18 protein-coding genes are annotated in these 20,458 nt (G+C 57.2%); 6 read left to right on the top strand and 12 right to left on the bottom strand.

All coding sequences use genetic code 11. From position 1 onward, the window contains the following. Positions 1 to 260: 260 nt before the first annotated feature. Both ACKLLE_RS25255 and ACKLLE_RS25250 read left to right on the top strand, forming a co-directional pair. Positions 261 to 1,472, top strand: a complete 1,212-nt coding sequence (locus ACKLLE_RS25255) for a nitrate/nitrite transporter (RefSeq protein WP_064303544.1) — start codon at positions 261 to 263, stop codon at positions 1,470 to 1,472. A gap of 5 nt (positions 1,473 to 1,477) precedes the next feature. Further along, positions 1,478 to 3,148, top strand: coding sequence for a bifunctional protein-serine/threonine kinase/phosphatase (locus tag ACKLLE_RS25250; RefSeq protein WP_420059379.1), 1,671 nt, complete (start codon positions 1,478 to 1,480; stop codon positions 3,146 to 3,148). A 61-nt stretch (positions 3,149 to 3,209) separates the two neighbouring features. Here ACKLLE_RS25250 and ACKLLE_RS25245 read toward each other — a convergent pair whose 3' ends face one another. From ACKLLE_RS25245 to ppsA, 9 genes are all read right to left on the bottom strand, one after another. Further along, on the bottom strand, positions 3,210 to 4,250 hold the full coding sequence (locus ACKLLE_RS25245) for an OmpA family protein (RefSeq protein WP_064303542.1): 1,041 nt from the start codon (positions 4,248 to 4,250) through the stop codon (positions 3,210 to 3,212). Between the two features lie 111 nt (positions 4,251 to 4,361). Continuing rightward, a complete protein-coding gene (gene sigX / locus ACKLLE_RS25240; protein ID WP_009404511.1) occupies positions 4,362 to 4,928 on the bottom strand; it encodes an RNA polymerase sigma factor SigX in 567 nt (188 codons plus the stop codon). Between the two features lie 113 nt (positions 4,929 to 5,041). After that, positions 5,042 to 5,866, bottom strand: a complete 825-nt coding sequence (locus ACKLLE_RS25235) for a mechanosensitive ion channel family protein (RefSeq protein WP_279899155.1) — start codon at positions 5,864 to 5,866, stop codon at positions 5,042 to 5,044. Positions 5,867 to 5,868: 2 nt separating this feature from the next. After that, the gene (locus ACKLLE_RS25230) at positions 5,869 to 6,114 is read right to left on the bottom strand and encodes a hypothetical protein (RefSeq protein ID WP_009404506.1); all 246 of its coding nucleotides are present in this window, start codon (positions 6,112 to 6,114) and stop codon (positions 5,869 to 5,871) included. Between the two features lie 656 nt (positions 6,115 to 6,770). Beyond that, entirely contained in the window at positions 6,771 to 7,766 is a 996-nt protein-coding gene (locus ACKLLE_RS25225; RefSeq protein ID WP_420059378.1) for a zinc transporter ZntB, read from the bottom strand. A 27-nt stretch (positions 7,767 to 7,793) separates the two neighbouring features. Next, positions 7,794 to 8,282, bottom strand: a complete 489-nt coding sequence (rraA, locus tag ACKLLE_RS25220) for a ribonuclease E activity regulator RraA (RefSeq protein ID WP_009404503.1) — start codon at positions 8,280 to 8,282, stop codon at positions 7,794 to 7,796. 97 nt (positions 8,283 to 8,379) lie between these two features. Next, positions 8,380 to 8,679 carry a Rieske (2Fe-2S) protein gene (locus tag ACKLLE_RS25215; protein WP_037061725.1) on the bottom strand — a complete coding sequence of 100 codons (300 nt, stop codon included), beginning with the start codon at positions 8,677 to 8,679 and terminating at the stop codon, positions 8,380 to 8,382. 45 nt (positions 8,680 to 8,724) lie between these two features. After that, positions 8,725 to 9,723: an alpha/beta fold hydrolase gene (locus ACKLLE_RS25210; RefSeq protein ID WP_420059377.1), complete on the bottom strand. Its 999-nt coding sequence runs from the start codon at positions 9,721 to 9,723 to the stop codon at positions 8,725 to 8,727. A 259-nt stretch (positions 9,724 to 9,982) separates the two neighbouring features. Next, complete coding sequence (ppsA, locus tag ACKLLE_RS25205; protein WP_009395493.1) at positions 9,983 to 12,358, bottom strand: phosphoenolpyruvate synthase; 2,376 nt, start codon at positions 12,356 to 12,358, stop codon at positions 9,983 to 9,985. A 188-nt stretch (positions 12,359 to 12,546) separates the two neighbouring features. On the opposite strand from ppsA, the gene ppsR reads away from it, so the two are divergent. From ppsR to ACKLLE_RS25190, 3 genes are all read left to right on the top strand, one after another. Next, a complete protein-coding gene (ppsR, locus tag ACKLLE_RS25200; RefSeq protein WP_009395495.1) occupies positions 12,547 to 13,365 on the top strand; it encodes a posphoenolpyruvate synthetase regulatory kinase/phosphorylase PpsR in 819 nt (272 codons plus the stop codon). Between the two features lie 76 nt (positions 13,366 to 13,441). Continuing rightward, the gene (locus ACKLLE_RS25195) at positions 13,442 to 15,421 is read left to right on the top strand and encodes an ATP-binding protein (RefSeq protein ID WP_420059376.1); all 1,980 of its coding nucleotides are present in this window, start codon (positions 13,442 to 13,444) and stop codon (positions 15,419 to 15,421) included. Beyond that, positions 15,414 to 16,598, top strand: coding sequence for a PP_RS20740 family protein (locus ACKLLE_RS25190; RefSeq protein ID WP_420059375.1), 1,185 nt, complete (start codon positions 15,414 to 15,416; stop codon positions 16,596 to 16,598). The genes ACKLLE_RS25195 and ACKLLE_RS25190 overlap by 8 nt, the downstream gene beginning before the upstream one ends. Here ACKLLE_RS25190 and ACKLLE_RS25185 read toward each other — a convergent pair. Beyond that, positions 16,564 to 17,622 carry a DNA cytosine methyltransferase gene (locus ACKLLE_RS25185; protein ID WP_420059374.1) on the bottom strand — a complete coding sequence of 353 codons (1,059 nt, stop codon included), beginning with the start codon at positions 17,620 to 17,622 and terminating at the stop codon, positions 16,564 to 16,566. The two genes, ACKLLE_RS25190 and ACKLLE_RS25185, sit on opposite strands and share 35 nt — an antisense overlap. A 351-nt stretch (positions 17,623 to 17,973) precedes the next feature. Here ACKLLE_RS25185 and ACKLLE_RS25180 point away from each other — a divergent pair, with 351 nt between their 5' ends. Next, positions 17,974 to 18,771, top strand: a complete 798-nt coding sequence (locus ACKLLE_RS25180) for an HNH endonuclease (RefSeq protein ID WP_420059373.1) — start codon at positions 17,974 to 17,976, stop codon at positions 18,769 to 18,771. A 120-nt stretch (positions 18,772 to 18,891) separates the two neighbouring features. Here the strand turns inward: ACKLLE_RS25180 and ACKLLE_RS25175 are convergent, their stop codons facing one another. Together ACKLLE_RS25175 and ACKLLE_RS25170 are read right to left on the bottom strand one after the other, a co-directional pair. Then, complete coding sequence (locus ACKLLE_RS25175; RefSeq protein ID WP_420059372.1) at positions 18,892 to 19,194, bottom strand: DUF3077 domain-containing protein; 303 nt, start codon at positions 19,192 to 19,194, stop codon at positions 18,892 to 18,894. 624 nt (positions 19,195 to 19,818) lie between these two features. Next, on the bottom strand, positions 19,819 to 20,442 hold the full coding sequence (locus ACKLLE_RS25170) for a hypothetical protein (RefSeq protein ID WP_420059371.1): 624 nt from the start codon (positions 20,440 to 20,442) through the stop codon (positions 19,819 to 19,821). Positions 20,443 to 20,458 lie beyond the last annotated feature (16 nt).

The raw sequence follows: 20,458 nt of genomic DNA, 5'->3' as shown, positions 1-20,458 counted from the left end.
GCCGTTTGTTGTCTTTTATAAACAAAAACCCCCCCCCGCGCCCCCCCCCGCTCCCACAAGGTTTCTGCTAAATCAAAGAGTTGTGTTTTGATGAGTGCGCCCCAGCCATTTATGGATCTGGCCCAGCTCTTGCTAGGAATCCTCCGGTAGCCAACGGCGGTTGCCCCAACCCCAATACCGACAAAGACGTCGCTCTCCCCCTCGCCACCCATGCGAGCCGGGAAGCGGCGTTTTTTTGTTTCAGCCCCGTGAGGTATCCCATGAATACGAGCTTCTGGAAATCCGGGCATGTCCCGACCCTGTTTGCCGCTTTCCTGTATTTCGACCTGAGCTTCATGGTCTGGTACCTGCTCGGCCCGCTCGCCGTGCAGATCGCCACCGATCTGCAACTCACCGCGCAACAACGCGGGCTGATGGTGGCGACGCCGATTCTCGCCGGCGCGGTGCTGCGTTTCGTCATGGGCATCCTCGTAGACCGCCTCTCCCCCAAGACCGCTGGCCTGATCGGCCAGGTGATCGTTATCGTCGCCCTGTTCAGCGCCTGGAAGCTGGGGGTCAACAGCTATGAGCAGGCCCTCCTGCTCGGGGTGTTCCTCGGCGTGGCGGGGGCTTCGTTTGCCGTGTCCCTGCCGCTGGCCTCGCAGTGGTATCCACCGCAGCACCAGGGCAAGGCCATGGGCATCGCCGGTGCGGGCAACTCCGGTACCGTGTTCGCCGCCCTGCTGGCGCCGGTGCTGGCCGCCGCCTACGGCTGGAACAACGTGTTCGGCTTTGCCGTACTGCCGCTGCTGCTCACCGTGGTGCTCTTCGCCCTGCTGGCGCGCAACGCCCCGCAGCGCCCGAAACCCAAGGCGGTGGCCGATTACCTCAAGGCCCTGGGCGACCGTGACAGCTGGTGGTTCATGTTCTTCTACAGCGTGACCTTCGGCGGCTTCATCGGCCTGGCCAGCGCCCTGCCCGGCTACTTCAACGACCAGTACGGCCTCGACCCGGTCAAGGCCGGCTACTACACCGCCGCCTGCGTCTTCGCCGGCAGCCTGATGCGTCCGCTGGGCGGCGCCCTGGCCGACCGCTTCGGCGGCATTCGCACCCTGCTGGCGATGTACAGCGTGGCGGCGGTGTGCATTGCCGCAGTCGGCTTCAACCTGCCCAGTTCGGTAGCGGCGCTGGCCCTGTTCGTCAGCGCCATGCTCGGCCTTGGTGCGGGCAACGGTGCGGTGTTCCAGTTGGTGCCACAGCGCTTCCGCCAGGAAATCGGGGTCATGACCGGGCTGATCGGCATGGCCGGCGGTATCGGTGGCTTCCTCCTGGCCGCCGGCCTGGGCGCGATCAAGCAACACAGCGGTGATTACCAACTGGGCTTGTGGCTGTTCGCCAGCCTCGGCGTGCTGGCCTGGTTCGGCCTGCATGGGGTCAAGCGCCGCTGGCGCACCACCTGGGGCTCCGCCGCCGTTACGGCAGCGCGGGTCTGATACCGGTGAGCCTGCGACTGAACATCGCCCAGGCCAGCGCCAGCGGCCCACGGGAAGAAAACCAGGACGCCACGCGCCTGGTCACCCCGGGGCCCGAGCTGGCGGCGAGCAAGGGCTACCTGGTCGCCCTCGCCGACGGTGTCAGCCAATGTGCCGATGGCGGCCTGGCGGCGCGGGCCAGCCTGCAGGCGCTGGCCATGGACTACTACGCCACGCCGCCCACCTGGGGCGTGGCCCAGGCCCTGGACCGGCTGCTGTCGGCGCAGAATCGCTGGCTGCGGGCCAACGGCGGCGGCCAGCCGCTGCTCACCACCCTGACCGCGCTGGTGCTGCGTGGCCGGCGCTTTACCCTGGCCCATGTCGGCGATTGCCGGGCCTATCGGTGGCATGCCGGGCAGTTGCGACGCATCAGCCAGGACCATGTCTGGGACCAGCCCGGCATGCAGCATGTGCTCAAGCGCGCCCTCGGCCTGGATGAACATCTGCTGGTGGATTACCAGGAAGGCGAGTTGCAGCAGGGCGAACGCTTCGTCCTGCTCAGCGATGGTGTCTGGTGCGTGCTCAACGACAGGCAGATCGCCAGCGTCCTGCGCGATAGCCCGGACCTTCAGCAGGCGGCTGACACCCTGGTGCGCATGGCCCACCTGGCCGGCAGCCAGGACAATGCCAGTGCGGTGCTGGCCGGGGTCGAGGAACTCGGTGCCAGCAGTCTTGGCGACACCCTGGCGCAATTGCACCACTGGCCGCTGCCGCCGAACCTGCGTCCGGGGCAATCCTTCGAGGGCTGGCAGGTCGCAAGTATCGTCGGCAAGAGCCGCCAATCCCTGCTCTACCGCGTGCTCGATCGCCAGGGGCAAGCCTGGCTGCTGAAAACCCTGCCGGCCAGCCGCGAGCAGGACACAGGCGCCCAGCAAGCGCTGTTGATGGAAGAATGGTTCCTGCGCCGCGTAGCCGGGCGCTGCTTTCCCGAAGTGCACCCGGGCAACCAGCGCCAGCACCTGTACTACCTGATGCGCGAGTACCCGGGCCAGACCCTGGCCGGGCACTTCCAGCAACATGGCCCGCTGCCCCTGGCGCAATGGCTGGATATCGCCCGCCAGACCCTGCGCGCAGCAGGCATGCTGCACCGGCGCAACATCCTGCACCGCGATATCAAGCCGGAAAACCTGCACCTGGGCGATGACGGCCAGGTACGCCTGCTGGACTTCGGCCTGGCCTTCTGCCCGGGCCTGTCGGAGGCGCCTTCGCAGGATCTGCCCGGCACGCCCTCGTTCATCGCGCCGGAAGCCTACGAGGGGCAACCGCCGTCGGTGCAACAAGACCTTTACGCCGTGGGCGTCAGCCTTTTCTGGCTGCTCACCGGGCATTATCCCTACGGCGAGATCGAAGCCTTCCAACATCCGCGTTTCACCACGCCCACCAGCGCTGCACGCCTGCGCCCGGACCTACCGGAATGGCTGGAGCACAACCTGGCCCAGGCGCTGGCCAGCGACCCGCGTCAGCGCTTCGAAACCGCCGAGCAATGGCTGTTGCTGCTCGACCAGGGCGAACACCAGCCCCTCGCCCTGCGCACGAAACCCTTGCTGGAGCGCGAACCGCTGAAAGTCTGGCGTGGCCTGGCGCTGTTGTCGCTGCTGTTGAATCTGGTGTTGCTGATCGGCCTGCTGAAAGGCTGACGAACCGCAGAAAAAGAAAAACCCGGCCGAGGCCGGGTTTTTCTAGTAGCGCTTAGACCAATTACTTGGCTTGGGCTTCTACTTGAGCTTCTACGCGACGGTTAACGGCGCGGCCAGCTTCAGTGGCGTTGTCGGCAACCGGACGGGTCTCACCGTAGCCAACCGACTGAACGCGGCTCGACTCAACACCGTACTGCTGGGTCAGAACCTGCTTAACGGCGTTTGCACGACGCTCGGACAGTTTCTGGTTGTAAGCGTCAGGACCGACGGAGTCAGTGTGACCTTCAACGGTGGTGGTGGTTTGTGGGTACTGCTTCATGAAGTCAGCCAGGTTCTTGATGTCGCCGTAGCTGTTTGGCTTCACGACCGACTTGTCGAAGTCGAACTTGACGTCCAGCTCAACGCGAACGACTTCGGCAACAGCCGGGCAGCCATCGGCGTCAACGGTAACGTTGGCCGGGGTGTCAGGGCACTTGTCGACGTTGTCGCAAACGCCGTCGTTGTCGCTGTCGGAGCAGACTTCAGCAACCGGAGCCGGTGCTGGAGCAGGTTGCTTGCCGCCGCTGCCGCCGAAGTTCAGACCAACACCAACGCTCGGGCCCCACTCGGTGTAGCCGCCGTCGATGTTGTAGTTGGCTTCAACGCCGGCACGGGCGAAGAAGTTGTCGGTGATGTACCACTTGGCACCAGCGCCCAGGTTGGCGAAGGTGGAGTGATCACGGCCGTTGCGGGTAGCTTGACCCAGGCTTTCGTGGGCGAAACCGGCCGAAACGTATGGACGGATCGGGCTGCCGACTTGACCAAAGTGGTAGGTAGCGTCCAGCTTGGCTTTGGAACCCTTGATGTCCTTGTTGAAGACTTCGCCACGAGCGTTGTGAGTCTCGTTGTAGCCCAGGTCCAGGGACAGGTCGTCGGTCAGGAAGTAGCCCAGACGCACGCCAGGGTTGGTGCCGTCATTCTTGAAGTTACGCTCACTGTCGTAGTACTGCTTGGTGACGTTGCCTTCAATTTCGACTGCGCCTTGGCCTTGAGCCAGTACGCCGAAGGAAGTGGCGGCGACCAGCGAACCAATGGCCAAGCCCAAGGTGTTTTTCAATTTCATCCGTTAAATCCCCATTTGGTGATTGTTAAGTAGTCCCCACCAATATCCGGGGGACAACTCGTCGGCAAGTTTAGCAGAACTCACCGAACCGTTAGAGAATTTTCCGACAGACTAAGTTTCCATCTGCCCGGAAAATTTCTCGCGAAGCTTGTCCAGCGCGCGCTTGTAACGCATTTTCGTTGCGCTCAAGCCCATGTGCATGATGTCGGCTATTTCCTGGAACTCCAGCTCTGCGACAAATCGCAGCACCAGTATTTCTCGGTCGATGGGGTTCACATGAACCAGCCACCTGTCCAGCCCGCCCTTCTCTTCCGGCTTCGGCGACTTCTCTTCAGAGGCCTCCTCGACCGGGTCCAGGCTCAGGGCATCCATCAACCGGCGCTTGCGTCGCTCCTTGCGGTACTGGGTAATGCACTCGTTGTAAGTGATGCTGTAGAGCCAGGTCTTGAACTTGGACTTGCCCTCGAAGTTCTTCAACCCATAGAGCACCTTCAGCATCACCTCCTGACAGACATCGTCCGCATCGCGATCGTTCCCGAGATAACGTGCACATACGTTAAAAAGGGTGCGCTGATAGCGCCGCATGAGTTCTTCATAGGCGCGGGTGACATGAAAAAGCTCCTCATGCGAACGCGCCACCAACTCCTCATCGGTGAGTTCGCGGGGGTCGTAACGCATGGGCAGCGGTGAGGTTCTATTCAAAACAAATCAGGCCGACAGTCAGGTATTCATCGCCGCCTGCCCGGAGGGGGCAGTTTTGCGGCGGCATACATTAGCAGAGATTTGCCCGGTCAGCGGCTACTGACACGCTGTTCCAGCAGGGTCCGGTTGGACAGCGAGACCAGGTCGCCTTCGTCGGTCAGCACTACCGTCTTCACTGTGCCGATCTCTTCGATCTGCCCTTCGACGTCGCCAATCCGCACGTCCTGCCCTACCTGGTACAGCTCGCGCACATAGATGCCGGCGATGATCTGCCCGGCGATCTCGCGGCTGCCCAGGCCCATGGCCAGCGCAACGGCCAGACCAACGGTAATCAGGCCGATGACGATCACGTGGTTGAGCAGGTCGGTCTTGACCTCGAGCTGGCTGATGGCCACCGAGATGCTGATGATGATCACCAGGCCCTGGGCGATGCGCCCCAGGCCGGCGGCGTATTCCAGGCCGATGCCTTCGGCGGCGCCACGCACCAGGCCGTTGGCCACCTGGGCCAGCAGCAGGCCGGCGAGCAGCACCAGGGCACCGCCGAACACTTTCGGCAGGTACAGGGCGAGCATGTCGAGGGTCGCCGACACCCGCTCCAGGCCCAGGGACTCGGCGGCGGAAACCAGGAATACCAGGAGCACGAACCAATAGACAATCTTGCCGATCAGGGTCGAGATCGGCACCTGGATGCCGACCCGGCCGAGCATCTTGGTCAGGCCGGTACCGCTCATCAGGCGGTCCAGGCCCAGCTTGGCCAGGAGTTTGGACAGCAGGGTATCGAGCAGCTTGGCGACCACGAAGCCAAGCAGCACGACCACCAGGGCGCCAAACAGGTTGGGGATGAAGTTCGCGACTTTGGTCCACAACGCGGTCATTGCGGTGACCAGGCTCTGGGTCCAGAGATCAAGTTCCATATTCAATCGGCCTTATCAGCTTTTTTGGAAGCGGTGCGGCGAACCGGCGCGACATGCGCCGAGCCATTGTTGATGGCGATCATCAGCGCCTGGCCCCAGCGGCCAAGCAGGCTGAACATATCGCCGGCGCCGACCTGGCGGTTGGCGGTTTTCAGCACACGCCCAAGGCAGGCGTCGTCATCGCGCTCCAGGGCGGAGGGCGAAGCCTTGAGCATGTCGCGCAGGGATTGTTCAAACGGATCGTGCATGGGCACCTCGCGTAATGTCTGTCAGAGACGAGGTCGCGTTGTTGCGGGTCACATGAACAATTTGGCCTGAAGCAGGTTTTGCGGCCGCCTCGGACCCTGTGGGAGCGGGTTTACCCGCGATTGCGGTGGTGAGGCCACTGTTGCTATCGCTGGCAAGCCAGCTCCCACAGGTTTCTCTGTCAGCCGCGGGTTTTGTGTTCGACACGGTCACTGTGGGAGCTGGCTTGCCAGCGATTGTGGTGGTGCGGCCACTATCGTAATCGCGGGTGAACCCGCTCCCACAGGTTTCTCGGCCAACCGCGGTTTTTGTGTTCGACACGGTCATTGTGGGAGCTGGCTTGCCAGCGATTGCGGTGGTGCGGCCACTATCGTAATCGCGGGTGAACCCGCTCCCACAGGTTTCTCGGCCAGCCGCGGGTTTTGTGTGCGCCACGGTCATTGTGGGAGCTGGCTTGCCAGCGATTGCGGTGGTGTGGCCACTATCGTAATCGCGGGTGAACCCGCTCCCACAGGTTTCTCGGCCAGCCGCGGGTTTTGTGTTCGACACGGTCACTGTGGGAGCGGGTTTACCCGCGATTGCGGTGGTGGGGCCACTGTTGCTATCGCTGGCAAGCCAGCTCCCACAGGGTTCGCGGTGTGCTTTGATCAGCATGGCGTCAAACCCACCGCAACCGGCGGAACAGCCACCATTGCCCCAGGGCCAGGCCCACCACCAGCAGGCTGGCATAGAGGAAGCCATAGGGACTTTCCGACCCGGGAATCCCGCCAACATTAATGCCCAGCAGCCCGGTGACAAAACTCATCGGCAGGAAAATGCAGGTAATGATGCCGAACCGGTACATGGTCCGGTTCATCCGCTCGTTGAGCCGCCGGTCCTCGCTTTCCAGCACCAGCGCCACCCGCTCGCGGGTCAGTTCCAGCTCTTCGAGGTAGCGGATCAGGCTGTTGTTCAGCTCGTTCCAGTAGTCGGCATCATCCTCGACGAACCACGGGCATTTGTTGCGCGCCAGTTGCGCGTAGATTTCCCGCTGCGGCGCGAGAAAACGGCGCAGGCCCGCGGCGCGGCGGCGCATCTGCTGCAGGGCGCCGTGCTCCGGGGTGTAGCGTTCGTCGGCCTCGAGCTTTTCTTCCTGGTCATCGACCAGTTCCGAGAGGTCGGAAACCACCGCCTGGATCTTGTCGGTGAGCAACTGGGCCAGGCTCAGCAGCAATTCCGACGCGGTACGCGGCCCGCGTCCTTCATCCAGTTGCTGCAACAGCTCGTCGGTGGCCCGTAACGGCCGCAGGCGCAGCGAGATCACCCGCTGCGCTTCGGCGAAGATACGCACCGAGACCATGTCTTCAGGCTCGGCACCAGGATTGAGGTTGATCCCGCGCAGGAACAGGAGCATCTGCGCATCGGGCAGCGGCAGCATGCGCGGGCGGGTGTTTTCTTCCAGCAACAGGTCGCAAGAGAATTCGTTCAGCCCGCTGTCCTGGCGCAGCCAGGTCTGGGTCTGCGGGTGGCCGCGGTCCCAGTGCAGCCAGAGGCTTTCCTCCCGCTGCAGTTCCAGGCCGTCGAGCTGCGTCCGAGCGATGGAACGCGCACCGCCCCTGCCATCGAGCACCAGGGCATGAACCAGCCCCCATTGCGCGTTTTCTTCCTCGAACATCCTTACCCCATCGTCCTGTCTGCGTGATTACTCGGGCATCTTCAGCGGGCTGGGCGAGATGATCACGCCGTTGTTGTCCGCATAGACGTATTGCCCCGGGTGGAAGGTGACGCCGGCGAAGGTCACCGCGACGTTCAGGTCGCCGATGCCACGCTTGTCGGTTTTCATCGGGTGGCTGGCCAGGGCCTGCACGCCGACGTCGGTCTGCGCCAGCACGTCCACGTCGCGCACGCACCCGTAGATCACCAGGCCTTCCCAGCCGTTCTTCGCCGCTTTCTCGGCGAGCATGTCGCCCAGCAGCGCACGGCGCAGCGAACCGCCACCATCGACCACCAGGACCTTGCCCTTGCCATCCAGCTCGACCTGCTCCTTGACCAGCGAGTTGTCTTCGAAGCACTTGATGGTGACGATTTCGCCGCCGAACGAATCGCGACCGCCGAAGTTGCTGAACATCGGCTCCAGCACCTGCACCAGCTCAGGGTAGGCGTCGCACAAATCGGGCGTTACGTAATGCATGGGAAAACTCCTGTCAGTACCAAGATGAATGGATGTCGGAATTCACGATCACTGAAACGGACGAAACCTGGCAATACGGCTTTAGACCAGATCCAGCCTACAGGTCAATGCCGATACGGTCACCTTCATAGGCCAGGCTGATCAGGTTCAGCGCCGCGCAGCCCGGCTGCAAGGCGCGCCCCGAGGCCAGGCTGAAGCTCAGCCCATGACGCGGACACCTCAGCACATCGCCCTCCAGGGTTGCCGCGGCCAGCGGCGCGCCCTGGTGCGGGCAACGGTCTTCGAGCAGCACCGGCCGGTTATCCACCACCAGCAGCAACAAGGCCTGGCCGTTGACGCGGAAGGTCTTGCGATATCCGTCGTGCAGATTGATCAGACGCTCGAGGGCAACGAACATGAAAATAACCCAGAAAATGACCAGTTATCCGAAAAGCGTCACATCTTAGCCGCTAACCACTTCCTGCGAAACTTCCTCCGGCGCCGGACGCTCGACCATCGACAACGGATCGCGCAGCCAGCGCTCCACCAACGGCCAGACCTGCGCCTGCGCCGCCTTGCTCACCAGCATATCCACATGTCCGAAGTTGTCGAATCCGTGGGCCACGCCGAGGGTGACGAAGCGCTTGTCCTCGCTGCCGATCTGCTCGAACAGCTTGCGGCAGGCCCAGACCGGATCCTGGAAGTCCCCTGCCCCGCCCACGGCCAATACCGGCACACGAACCTCGGCCAGGCCGGCCCACCAGTCGCGGTCTTTCTCACCGAAACGCCCGAACAGCCCGAACCAGCGCATGCTCTCGATGGCCAGGCCGATCGGCTCGTCTTCCGGCCCACGCTTGAGCCGCGAGCCGGAAATATGCGGGAAGCGCTTGAGCAGCAGGCGACTGCCCCACTCCACCGGCGGAATCTTCAGCGGCCAATAGGTACGGCTGACCTGGGTGCCGAAGAAGGCGGCGCTGGCGATCAGCGACTCGTCCAGGTAACGCCCGCCCAAGGCTGCCGCCAGGGTGGTGCCGCCGAGGGAATGGCCGAGCCAGTGCGCCGGCTGCCCGGTCTGCTCATGAACGAAGGCGGCGATGGCCGGCAGATCGTAGCCCGCGTAGTCGGCCACGCGATTGCGCGCATAGTCGCGATTGCGCGGCGACAGGCCGTGGCCGCGCATTTCCGGAATCCACACATCGAAACCGGCCCGCGCCAGCATGGCGCCCAGGCCGATGCCCTTCGGCGAAAACCAGAAGCGCCGGTTGGAAAAACTGCCGTGTAGAAGGATCACCGGCACGCCCCGGGCCTGTTCCTGGTCGGCCAGGCCAAGGCGGGTCAGCGCCAGCTCGACACTCGGGTCAGGGCTGTTGCCGGCCTTCAGGCGGTACACGTCCTCGCTCAGGTCGCCGCAACGTTCGGCCCTGAGCAGGGCCACGGGAAATAGGGAACTGCTGCTTTGCATAGGGTTCTTTAAGAGAAAGGGCAAGTTGGGGGTTGCCAGGGGATCGCATTATGGCTGAGAGGTGCCTGGCTTGGGATATTTAGCGCCCTTGAGATCGAGCGCCGCGCGGGCGGCGCTCGATCTTCAGAACGCTGAAGATCCAAAGGCATGCACCCCGCAACCACTGCGGACTACCTGAACCATCCTGAAAACACACCCTGAATAAAAAGCAAAGCGCCGGCATCCCCAAGAGAATGCCGGCGCCGATCCAACTAGCGCATCAAGCCTGAGCCTGACCCTCGGCCAGGAAGAACCAGGTCTCCAGCACGGAGTCCGGGTTCAGGGACACGCTTTCGATGCCCTGCTCCATCAGCCACTTGGCCAGATCCGGGTGGTCCGAAGGGCCCTGGCCGCAGATGCCGATGTACTTGCCGGCCTTGTTGCACGCCTGGATGGCGTTGGCCAGCAGCTTCTTGACCGCCGGGTTACGTTCATCGAACAGGTGGGCGATGATCCCGGAGTCGCGGTCCAGGCCCAGGGTCAGCTGGGTCAGGTCGTTGGAACCGATGGAGAAGCCGTCGAAGTATTCGAGGAACTCGTCCGCCAGGATGGCGTTGGACGGCAGTTCGCACATCATGATCACGCGCAGGCCGTTGACGCCGCGGCCCAGGCCGTTCTCGGCGAGCAGGTCGACCACCTGGCTGGCTTCGCCCAGGGTACGCACGAACGGCACCATGATCTCGACGTTGGTCAGGCCCATCTCGTTGCGCACACGCTTCAGCGCACGGCATTCCAGCTCGAAGCAGTCACGGAACGACTCGCTGATGTAGCGCGACGCACCGCGGAAGCCCAGCATCGGGTTCTCTTCTTCCGGCTCGTACAGCTTGCCGCCGATCAGGTTGGCGTATTCGTTGGACTTGAAGTCCGACAGGCGCACGATGACCTTCTTCGGCCAGAACGCCGCGGCCAGGGTGCTGATGCCCTCGACCAGCTTCTCGACGTAGAAACCCACCGGATCGTTGTAGCCGGCGATGCGCTTGTCGACGCTGTCCTTCAGCTCTTGCGGCAGGCCCGCGTAGTTCAGCAGTGCCTTGGGGTGCACGCCGATCATGCGGTTGATGATGAATTCCAGACGGGCCAGGCCCACACCGGCGTTCGGCAACTGGGCGAAGTCGAAGGCGCGGTCCGGGTTGCCGACGTTCATCATGATCTTGAACGGCAGCTCGGGCATGGCGTCCACCGAGTTCTGACGCACATCGAAGCCCAGCTCGCCTTCGAAGATGAAACCGGTATCGCCTTCGGCGCAGGAAACGGTCACGCCCTGGCCGTCTTTCAGCACCTGGGTGGCGTTGCCGCAACCGACCACCGCCGGAATACCCAGCTCACGGGCGATGATCGCCGCGTGGCAGGTACGGCCGCCGCGGTTGGTAACGATGGCGCTGGCGCGCTTCATCACCGGTTCCCAGTCCGGGTCGGTCATGTCGGAAACCAGCACGTCGCCCGGCTGGACCTTGTCCATTTCCGATACGTCGTGGATCACACGGACTTTACCAGCGCCGATGCGCTGGCCAATGGCACGGCCTTCGACCAGCACGGTGCCCTTCTCTTTCAGCAGGTAGCGCTCCATCACATTGGCGCTAGCGCGGCTCTTCACGGTTTCAGGACGGGCCTGGACGATGTACAGCTTGCCGTCGTCGCCATCCTTCGCCCACTCGATGTCCATCGGACGCTGGTAGTGCTTCTCGATGATCATCGCTTGCTTGGCCAACTCGGCCACTTCGGCGTCGGTCAGGCAGAAACGCGCGCGGTCGGCGCGGTCCACATCGACCACCTTGACCGAACGACCGGCCTTGGCTTCGTCGCCGTAGACCATCTTGATCGCCTTGCTGCCCAGGTTGCGGCGCAGGATGGCCGGGCGGCCGGCTTCGAGGGTGTTTTTGTGGACGTAGAACTCGTCCGGGTTGACCGCGCCTTGCACCACGGTCTCACCCAGGCCGTAGGCACCGGTAATGAAGACTACGTCGCGGAAGCCCGATTCGGTATCCAGGGTGAACATCACGCCGGCCGTTCCGGTTTCCGAACGCACCATGCGCTGCACACCGGCAGACAGGGCCACCAGCTTATGGTCGAAACCCTGGTGCACGCGGTAGGAAATGGCGCGGTCGTTGAAGAGGGAAGCGAACACTTCCTTGGCCGCGCGGATCACGTTGTCCACGCCACGGATATTAAGGAAGGTTTCCTGCTGGCCGGCGAAGGACGCATCGGGCAGGTCTTCGGCGGTGGCGGAAGAGCGCACGGCCACGGCCATGTTCTCGTTGCCGTTGGCCATGGCGGCGAAGGCGGTACGGATTTCAGCGTCCAGGCGCGCCGGGAACTCGGCTTCCATCACCCACTGGCGGATCTGCGCACCGGTCTTGGCCAGGGCGTTCACATCATCCACATCCAGCGCATCGAGTGCGGCATGGATCTTGTCGTTCAGGCCGCTCTGCTCGAGGAAGTCACGGTACGCCTGAGCCGTAGTGGCAAAGCCGCCCGGTACCGAAACACCGGCACCTGCGAGGTTACTGATCATCTCGCCCAGGGATGCGTTCTTGCCCCCCACATGCTCCACATCATGGACGCCGAGCTTATCGAGGGAAACTACGTACTCTACCAAGGTGATCTCTCCACTAACTGTATTGGAAAAGCTCAGGACGCCGGCGAATCCCCGCTGGGGCTGGCCGGGCGCTTGTGGCCTGGACCTGGAAAATAAGTGAGAATGCCGACGATGTCGTTACGATGGCGTTCGGCAAACCGAACCTATCATATCCAAGAATCGTCACCAGCTTAAGGCCCATGGCGCAAATGAAACGATCCGCCTTCTTCATTTCCGACGGCACCGGCATCACCGCGGAGACCCTCGGGCAAAGTCTTCTAGCCCAATTCGAGAACATTCCGTTCAACAAGTTCACCCGCCCGTACATCGACAGCGTCGACAAGGCCCGGGTGATGGTCCAGCAGATCAACGCCGCGGCCGAGCGTGACGGCGTACGCCCGATCATCTTCGACACCATCGTCAACCAGGACATCCGCGAGGTGCTCGCCACCTCCAACGGCTTCATGATCGACATCTTCTCCACCTTCCTCGCCCCGCTGGAACAGGAGCTCACCGCCCACTCGTCGTATTCCGTAGGCAAATCCCACTCGATCGGCGGGAATTCCAACTACATGGAACGGATCGAGGCGGTGAACTTCGCGCTGGACAACGACGACGGCGCGCGCACGCACTACTACGACAAGGCGGACCTGATCCTGGTGGGGGTGTCGCGGTGCGGGAAGACGCCGACTTGTCTGTACATGGCTATGCAGTTTGGGATTCGGGCGGCGAACTATCCCCTCACAGAGGACGATATGGAGCGGCTGCAACTGCCGGCGGCGTTGAAGAATCATCAGCACAAGCTGTTTGGCCTGACTATCGATCCGGACCGGTTGACGGCTATTCGGCATGAGCGGAAGCCTAATAGTCGGTATGCGAGCTTTGCGCAGTGCGAGTTCGAGGTAAGGGAGGTGGAGAATCTGTTCAGGCGGGAGAATATTCCGCATATCAACTCCACGCATTTTTCGGTGGAGGAGATTTCGGCGAAGATTTTGGTGGAGAAAGGGGTGGAGCGGCGGTTTAAGTAGCAATATTTATTGGCGAGCGAAGGAATCTAGCAAAAACTACGCAGCTCAAGTAGGTAATTTAAATGGATGTTACCAAATGATCGATACAGATGATGCAACACTACTAGCGAAACAGATTAACGAGCTAAAGGAACGAGGAGGCGATCTCCCTTCTCAGCTCACAGTTGACGACCGCGTCCTAGCGAGAATCACCGACGGAATCTACCGACGCCCATCCGCAGCACTTCGCGAGCTAATTTTTAATGCTTATGATGCAGACGCCACGGAGGTTGTAATTGATACCGGAGCCCCGAGATTTGAATATATATCAGTCCGTGACAATGGCCGAGGCATGGATGAACATACACTAGCCAACTTATTCAAACATATCGGCGGCAGCTCAAAGCGAACTCACAAAGGCATTGAACTGGGCACCGTCCATAGTGAAGACCCAGACCTTACCCCAATGGGCCGTAAGCTTATTGGAAAAATAGGGATAGGCATGTTCGCGGTCACCCACCTAACTACCCACTTCAGGGTTATTACAAAAAGAAAAGGACAAAGCCATAGACTAATTGCTGAAGTCTGGATGAAGACTTGGACAGAAGAAAACCTACGCAATGCGCCGGAAGATGATGGTGAGTTTGTAACCGGTGACGTTGTGTTCTCTGTTGAGCCGGCCTCCGATCCTGACACTCACGGCACCGAAATTGTACTTTTAGAAATTCGGGAACAGACTAGAAACAATCTAAAATCATCGGATTTCTGGGAAAACCATCTTGAAACGACTCAAGCCACCGATCCTCTCGACCAGAAATCAGAGCGTTTACCCCCGCAGTTTCATATAGGTTATGTGAGGAAAAATGAAATCGAGTATACGATCCCCCCAAAGATGCCATGGGCAGATAGCGACGACGACACTCAGCGTTTTCGCGAACTCTACAGAAAAGTTGTAGAGGGAACGGGGACCACAACTAAAAACCCAGATATAGAAGAGTACCTGGACACCTACCTGGGAATGATTTGGCTCTTGAGCTTGTCCGCACCACTCGAATACCTAGACGAAAACCCTTTATTATTTCGCGGCTCTAAAACCATAGACTTTTATCAATTACAAAACAAAGCTAGAAGCCAAGCTCAGCCTTTGATCATCAGCAAAGATGAAACAATCTCAGAAGCAATGAATCTGGAATCAAACTCTCCGGATCCATGCGGCGGGTTCTCCGTTTTCGTCGACGGAATTGCATTAAAGAGACCAGTATTACTACCTGATGCATTACTCGGCAATCGAAAGAAAGTAAGAGCCGAAAACCCAATGATGTTCGTGGGAAAGGTCCAAACTTCATTAGGGACCATACCTGCAGATCGAGGCGGCGGCGGCCTCGAATTCGAAGCATATTTTTACTGGAACTCGCTCATAGTCCCCAAGCAAAACAGGGGAATATTGATCAGGATAAATAACGCCAGCGGCGTACTTTATGATGATCGCTTTATGGACTATCAAATATCCGAACTTAATAGGCTTTCCCAAATAACAGCGGAAATCTTCATCATTAAGGGACTTGACCCTGCCCTAAACATAGACCGCGAGTCGTTCAACGTAAGCCACCCCCACTACCAATACTTAACAAAGTGGGTACACGCTGCCTTAAGGCAAGTAACCAACAAGCTAAAAGATGTAGGAAAAAAATCTCGCGACGAAGAAAAAAGCAACGTTCGCGCCACAGTTCTAACGGCAATTGAAAGCCATTTGAATGACGTCTGGGAAAAAAAGGCTGACGCACTCACTAGCAAGCCAGACATAATCATTATTTCCGATCCAAAAGACGGACAAACAGATTTCACTGAGAAGACTGCCCATCAAGATTCCGAGCTTGTATTTAAACTCGACAAACAGCGACTAGAAGTTCTATCGAGACCACCTACACAGCCACCACTAACTACTATTGAACAGGCCAAAGCAGTTATGGTCGTGCTCTCAGCGTACAACTTATTGGATGAAATATCCTACATAAAACAACAAGATTTATTTACAGATATTATCAACGCATTGTCTCCGGAGCTTGACAATGACTGAAATCACACAGGATGTCGCGACTGATGATGACTTTGCTGAGTCGGTGGTCCCACCAGCCGCCCCACCACCAGGCCAGAGAGCCGTCGCGATCGTAAAACAAATTCGGCCCTGGCACAAACCTAGAAAACAATTAGTTAGACGCAGCTGGACTCATCACATTCGAGACTTGATGAGAAGACTGCATTTTCCTAAGGGGGCTATTCCCACATTCAGATATCTAACCTTGGCAGGTCCAGACATGTTAGATATCCGCCAACTGGAAGACGCAACCGTAAAATCTGGATACAAGCTAAAATATATTGGCTTCAGTCCAAAAGGGTCTAAGGATGAAGCCGAAATATTATTAGCTCAAAATCAAATACGCAGCTATGAATGGATTGATCGCAATTCCGAAACTCTTTGGCACAGACTAGAGGATATCGCTGCAGGAGAACGCTCGACCGCACTTCGAGCAGTAGAACGTCACGGCCCTTATCACGCGATAAACTTTGATCTATGCCAGAACATCACCCTCCAACGAGGAGGAGCACCAACGATAATAGATGCCTTAATTAAGGTATTTAGAATTCAGTGCCGACACAACAGCGAACCTTGGCTCTTATTTATCACAACTAAAATAGAACAGGGAAATACTCCAGACGAACACGTGGCCAATTTCTTAAAAGCAGTCAACTCTAACATAGCAGCCTCAGCAGAATTCCAAGAGGAATTCAACAAGCTTTGTGAGGCCCATGAAGTCGACAAAGAGATCGCACTTGAAAATCCTAAGAACTTACCGCTAGATGCATTTGTGCGGTTTTTCTGTCTAGGCTTTACAAAATGGCTTATAGGAAATCTTTGCACTGCTAGGCCAGCGATTGCCCTAGAAATGCAAAGCAGTCAAATTTACTCTGTGGAACAAGGGAGTAAAGATATGCTATCCCTGGTCTACAAGTGCTCCCCACAAGTCAGGACAGCGTTCGACCAAGGACCTGAAATAAACCACGAAGAGGTAGAAATAGCAGCAGGCATCACTGCCGCCCAGAAGACTACATCTCTCATTGATATAGACTTAAAGGTGGCAAATGATGCGAACTTGCTAAATGATTTGACGCAGGAGACTCACAACCTGTTGAGATCAGCCAACTATTCACAAGAGCTGATTAGCCAGGTGACAGACAATGCGCATGCTCAATAGCATTACTTAACCTACTCCGCCCCCGCATACCAGGCAGAGTCAACGATATTGACTCTGCCAAGGCCCTTCCCATAGGTGGCGGAACAGCCTCACTCACCTGTGTTATTTGGGAGGATAACGAACCCAAAAGTTCGTAACTATCAGGAAAACCCTGCAAACGCATCGCTTCAAACACACTGAGCCGCCGCTGGCAGTTCGGATGAATATGAACCTCTCTATTACCATATGCAACTGTAATACTAGGTTTTCCGAGTTCTAATGTTTTAAAGCTACGATTAGCTCTTTTTCCAGGAGCCAAGGCACCTGGAGTAGTGAATTTTTTGGATTTTGGCTGCATGCACCAGTGATTAGGATGGTAAGAGATCGCATCCTTTGAAATCCCCCGACGATAGAACGTTGGCTCCGGGAGATCACCTATCGCGTAACCTACCGTAAGCTGAGCAGGCTCAAAGTATTGCTTCGCTAGACCACACCACAACGATTGCGGGTATAGATGCGCATTAATGCCCACCATCAACAAACGTTCGCGACTTTGCGGAACTCCAAAATCAGTCGCGTTTACAATCCGCACCTGAACATTAAATCCAATCCCTTCTAAGTAACTCTTAATTTTTTCAAAATGCTCTTTATGATCTCCCTCATTGAGACCAGGAACATTCTCAAAAGCAAAAAAATGAAGCGGAGCGCGCTCATTTAGCTGCCTTATTATATCCGCATAGATAAATGGCAAGTCGTGCCGAGGATCATTTTCTTTAGGGTTTTTATTGGCTCGACTAAAGCTTTGACAAGGCGGCCCACCAATCACTCCTATAGGAGTGAAAACGCCACCGTGAAAAGCATCAAGCCTATCTAACGTCAAATCCCTAATATCTATGCAGTGTCCATTTTTCGCACCCGCAACTCTATTATGGTTGTACGAAGCAATGCTATCTGGCCGAATATCAAAAGCGAGCCCTACATCATAACCAGCTTCTTCGAAGCCAAGATCGAGCCCGCCGGCGCCACAAAACAAGCTCAGTAACATACAATCCTCAGAGTGCAAGCCATAACAATCAGGCCAATTCAAAATCTGGCACTATACTACATTTCACGACCCCCTGCCACTAAAAGAATTTAAACTTCAAGACCTGCAGAACCAATACAAACCAATCAAGACACAGCCCACCATCGCCGAAATTTGGACCGCCAACAAATATCTTGCCGAAATCCAAAGCTCTGGAAATTCAAGACATTAAAACATGACAACCCTCCCCTCAATTACCCGACAAAATATCTAAAGAGCGACAGCACTTGACTATTGCTTATGCTAAACCATTAGGCTATTTTTGCGATCGTACGAAATTTCCTACGCAGATTAGCGAAAAGGCATACCCTCGTGGCGATCAAAGCAGCATCAAAGGAATCGAAGGTCCAAGCTCTATACGAGCCTATCCAGAGATCTCAATCCAATCCTGCCTGGACTCAAGACGAACTAATCCTAGCCCTTGACCTCTACCTAAAACATCGCTACTCGCTACCCGGAAAATATCATCCGGAAGTAAAGGAACTGTCTCAGCTACTTGGCATGCTTGGTAAAGCACTCGGCCTAAACAAAGGCGGTAGCTTTCGCAATGAGAACGGCGTCTACATGAAACTCGGAAATTTCCGACGCTGGGATCCAGAGTATGTCAAGGATGGTAAGACAGGATTGGCTAAGGGCAATAAAAATGAGAAAGTGGTATGGGATCAATTTGCAGATTCCCCCATCAAACTATCTATCGCGGCTGCTGCAATTCGCGGCGCGGTGGAGACCCATGCCTTGGAGCCCGATGCATTGACTGGTTGGGAAGAAACCGAAATCATGGAAGCAGAAGAAGGAAAAGTGCTAACCCGGCTACATCGGTATAGGGAGCGTAATCGAAGCTTAGTCAATGCAAAAAAGAAGGAAGTATTGCAAAAGCAAGGGCGCCTGCAATGCGAAGTCTGTAGCTTCGATTTCGCCGAGACGTATGGCCCGGCAGGTGAGGGCATTATCGATGTCCATCACATCAAGCCGGTTCATACATTAAAACCTGGAGAAAAAACCAAACTCACTGAGCTTGTTCTCCTTTGTGCAAACTGCCATCGCCTCGTCCACTCCAAGCGTCCATGGCTGAGCATAGAGCAAGTTCGGGATATAAAAAATAACGTATAACTCATACGCTTTACTGCAAGCCTGATCAGTTGCCTAAATTAATGATGGCAACCCAAACTACTGCTACCCCACCGTCAGTAGCACCAGTTGAATAGGCCGCTTACGCGGCCCAACCCCACCTCAATCACCTCCCTCCCGCCTCCCCCCCGCCAACCCACCCAACAACGCCTCCACCAACGCCAACCCAATCTCCAACGAATGATAAGTAGCCCAGGCCAACCCACCCACCGTCCGGTCAACCTGCTCACACACCTGCGTATTCGTCTCGAACGCCGATCTCAGCGTCATGGACAGATGCACCAGCGCATCCTCTATATCCACACCCTCGCAAACCGCGAACAGCGGTTTGTGACTGTCATTACAGGCACTGAACTGCGTGTGCACCGTAGCGAGCCGAGGGGGATCTGGAACAATCTTGTTCATTGTGCAACTCCTTGATTAGTGGAGCCGGCACCGTTCGCTACCAAACGAGTGGGTGGCGGCTGTGCGCAGGTTGGTAGACCGGGAATCAAGGAACCCGGCGCGCCCAGGGGCGCCCCACGCACAGCCCCCATGACAGGCAACGGCAGGCACGTACAGCGCTGACCGTTGAGAGGGATACCGTGCGTCTTGATTTACCCGGGCTACCAAACCCGATCGCTGAAAGGCAGCGACCGACGAAGCGTAGGCACCGTTTCCCAAGAGCGCAACGGCAGAAAAGCCGCCGAAGTATGATTGGGAAATTGCCTACAAGAAAGTCGGAAACGAGGGAAGTTTTGTAGCGCTATGCAACGCCTGTTTCACCTCAAACCCTCAAGACGGCAAAACCACCTGCTCACATAACGCCAATCCCGGCCTGCGTGAAGGGACAAGCAGGTGCTGTCCGCTTTCACCAACAAAAAACTGTCAGTATTCAAGCCTCGATGCTTGAGCTTATTCAGCTTATCGAGTCGATCACGATGCCTGAGCAATTCGTTCTGAATATGGACCAAAAGTCAGCTAACGGGCGGCCAAGCGCGCAGCTTTTGTACGTCCAGCGAACGAAGTGAGCGACAGTTGAGCGACTTCTTATTTTTCTATTCTTGCGTAAAGTTCGTCAACATTCATTGCTTGATACTCCGCTAGAACCAGTTCATGAACGCCCTCACCAATGTTCCTAATTACATCATGTAGCTTCCGACATAGGTAACAAAAGTAAATGCAAAAATCCTCTGACGGCTTACTATGCTTTACGTTGAAATGGTTAACTGCCACAACAGATTTACCTAATGATTCAGGCTGAAGAACTACTACCGTACTCGATTTTTCATATTCATTTTCACCAGCGTGAGCAAAATACTCATTTCTCATACTCAAGATTGAACGATGAAACTCTACTGCTTCTTCACCAACAGCTCTGACGTGCTTCTCTTCAATTTTGATTCTACGCCCTCTGGCAGTAGCAAAACACTTTCCATAAGTAACTATGGCAGACATCCATAGCGAATAGGCGATTTCCGCACTCTCAATATCTTTAATCATGGCCATTAACTCATGAGCATGATTGAGATCATCCATAACTTGCGTCAAGCCCGATAGACGTTTTGCCAAGGCGCTGTCGGCAATAAAATAAGGATACTCCACACCATCTTTTTTCAACTTAAAAACAGGCTTGCTTTTATCACTAGATTGCAAAGCAAAAGGCAATAGCACGAATGACCCCTTAGGT

This window comes from Pseudomonas bharatica, from assembly GCF_048586865.1.
Classification (GTDB): Bacteria; Pseudomonadota; Gammaproteobacteria; order Pseudomonadales; family Pseudomonadaceae; genus Aquipseudomonas; species Aquipseudomonas bharatica.
This window is presented reverse-complemented; position numbering and strand designations above follow the sequence as displayed.

Bases quoted from the DNA above. Each gene is read 5' to 3' on its own strand.
- ACKLLE_RS25255 (WP_064303544.1), top strand. From the start codon at position 261: ATGAATACGAGCTTCTGGAAATCCGGGCATGTCCCGACCCTGTTTGCC.
- ACKLLE_RS25245 (WP_064303542.1), bottom strand. From the start codon at position 4,250: ATGAAATTGAAAAACACCTTGGGCTTGGCCATTGGTTCGCTGGTCGCC.
- sigX (WP_009404511.1), bottom strand. From the start codon at position 4,928: ATGCGTTACGACCCCCGCGAACTCACCGATGAGGAGTTGGTGGCGCGT.
- ACKLLE_RS25235 (WP_279899155.1), bottom strand. From the start codon at position 5,866: ATGGAACTTGATCTCTGGACCCAGAGCCTGGTCACCGCAATGACCGCG.
- ACKLLE_RS25230 (WP_009404506.1), bottom strand. From the start codon at position 6,114: ATGCACGATCCGTTTGAACAATCCCTGCGCGACATGCTCAAGGCTTCG.
- ACKLLE_RS25225 (WP_420059378.1), bottom strand. From the start codon at position 7,766: ATGTTCGAGGAAGAAAACGCGCAATGGGGGCTGGTTCATGCCCTGGTG.
- rraA (WP_009404503.1), bottom strand. From the start codon at position 8,282: ATGCATTACGTAACGCCCGATTTGTGCGACGCCTACCCTGAGCTGGTG.
- ACKLLE_RS25215 (WP_037061725.1), bottom strand. From the start codon at position 8,679: ATGTTCGTTGCCCTCGAGCGTCTGATCAATCTGCACGACGGATATCGC.
- ACKLLE_RS25210 (WP_420059377.1), bottom strand. From the start codon at position 9,723: ATGCAAAGCAGCAGTTCCCTATTTCCCGTGGCCCTGCTCAGGGCCGAA.
- ppsR (WP_009395495.1), top strand. From the start codon at position 12,547: ATGAAACGATCCGCCTTCTTCATTTCCGACGGCACCGGCATCACCGCG.
- ACKLLE_RS25195 (WP_420059376.1), top strand. From the start codon at position 13,442: ATGATCGATACAGATGATGCAACACTACTAGCGAAACAGATTAACGAG.
- ACKLLE_RS25190 (WP_420059375.1), top strand. From the start codon at position 15,414: ATGACTGAAATCACACAGGATGTCGCGACTGATGATGACTTTGCTGAG.
- ACKLLE_RS25185 (WP_420059374.1), bottom strand. From the start codon at position 17,622: ATGTTACTGAGCTTGTTTTGTGGCGCCGGCGGGCTCGATCTTGGCTTC.
- ACKLLE_RS25175 (WP_420059372.1), bottom strand. From the start codon at position 19,194: ATGAACAAGATTGTTCCAGATCCCCCTCGGCTCGCTACGGTGCACACG.